The sequence below is a fragment of the Paracoccus salipaludis genome (genome assembly GCF_002287065.1).
In the GTDB taxonomy this organism is placed as follows: domain Bacteria; phylum Pseudomonadota; class Alphaproteobacteria; order Rhodobacterales; family Rhodobacteraceae; genus Paracoccus; species Paracoccus salipaludis.
Map to the genome: position 1 here is coordinate 1 of NZ_NSJZ01000071.1, position 1318 is coordinate 1318.

The window sequence follows — 1318 nt, forward strand, 5'->3', positions numbered from 1 at the left end:
CATGTGCCTCAAGGTGCTCGCAAGCGCGAATGCTCTGGGATCGGCCCAAGGACGCCTGGCCATTGCGGTGCTTCTGTTTCAAGACTTGGCAGCTGTCGCATTCCTGCTTCTGCACGATTCGATGAGTGGAGCCGTCGAAGGGTATGGCGTGAAAACGGTCGTCGCCAGTGCAACGGCATTGGTTGCAGCCCTGTTCATTGCCCGTGGCCCGTTGCAGTTGCTGGCCCGTTGGGTAGCGTCGCGTGGCGATCCGGAACTTGCCCAGCTTCTCGCGCTCACCATTGCACTAGGGTCTGCGATTATCGCGGCCACCGCCGGCCTTTCTCCGGCACTCGCCGCATTCGCGGCCGGCATGATCATCGGCGAGGGAGACGCGCGCCATGCTGTCGAGAACGAGATACGGCCTTTCCGCGATTTGTTTGTCGGGATATTCTTCGTCGGCATCGGAACGCAATTGCCACTTTGGATCATCCCGTATGCGTGGCCAGTCGTGCTGAGCTGGCTCGCGATCATTTTCGCGGGCAAGGCGCTGATCGTTTTGGTTGTCGCCCGAATATTCGGCGAGTCGCTTCAGACCTCATGGCGGACTGGGATAATCCTGGCCCACGGAGGAGAATTCAGCCTGATGCTGCTGTCGGTTTCCTCGTCATCGGGCATTGTTGCGGAGGAATTCGCTGGTCCATTACTCCTCGCGATTGGCATGAGCATGCTGGCCGGGAGTGTTATGGTCAGATGGGCGGCCCTAAAGGTTTAGTGGGGTCGACATCAGAATAACTATATTTCTTAGATTACTGAGAGCACGCCCGAGCCTGATCCCGCATGACGCTGTAGTCGGAGAGCATTTCGGCGACTGCCGACCCATCCCGCAGCAGATCGAGCTCGTCGGCTGCGCGCGCCTGGACCTCTCGGCTATACTCAACAACCGGCGGACAGACGGTAGGCATGCGAGGTTCAGAAGTGGCCGTCGCGCAGGCGGTCAGCGAGATCGCTGCGATCACGAGGACGGCGAGCTGCCGCGTCGAGCATCTGGCGTTGGATGTCATTGACCTTATCCGAGGTTTCGAGGCGTTCGGCGAGCCGGCCAGCGCGCTCGCCGGAGCGCCGGAGCGTGAGCAGGAACAGGAGCACCGCGGGGGCGATGCCGCCGTAGCGCAGGGCCACCCGCATCCACGGGGCGGCGGCGATCCTCGCCCCCCGCTTCCAATCGTCGAGCAGAGCGTAGATCGTGACCTCAATGCCCGCGAGCGCCGCAGCGATGAACAACCAGCCAGGGTGTCGAGATAGGGGCGAGCGGCAGGATCGCGCTCTGGGTTTCCGC

General features: G+C 62.0%; 2 protein-coding genes. One reads left to right on the top strand and one right to left on the bottom strand.

What is annotated here, in order from left to right; translation table 11 throughout:
• Positions 1-754: cation:proton antiporter (locus tag CK240_RS17540; protein WP_135058926.1), on the top strand; the 754-nt coding region annotated here is incomplete at its 5' end.
• Between the two features lie 197 nt (positions 755-951).
• On the opposite strand, the gene CK240_RS19645 is transcribed toward CK240_RS17540, so the two are convergent.
• A partial coding sequence (locus CK240_RS19645; protein WP_420818637.1) for a hypothetical protein occupies positions 952-1318 on the bottom strand: 367 nt, incomplete at its 5' end.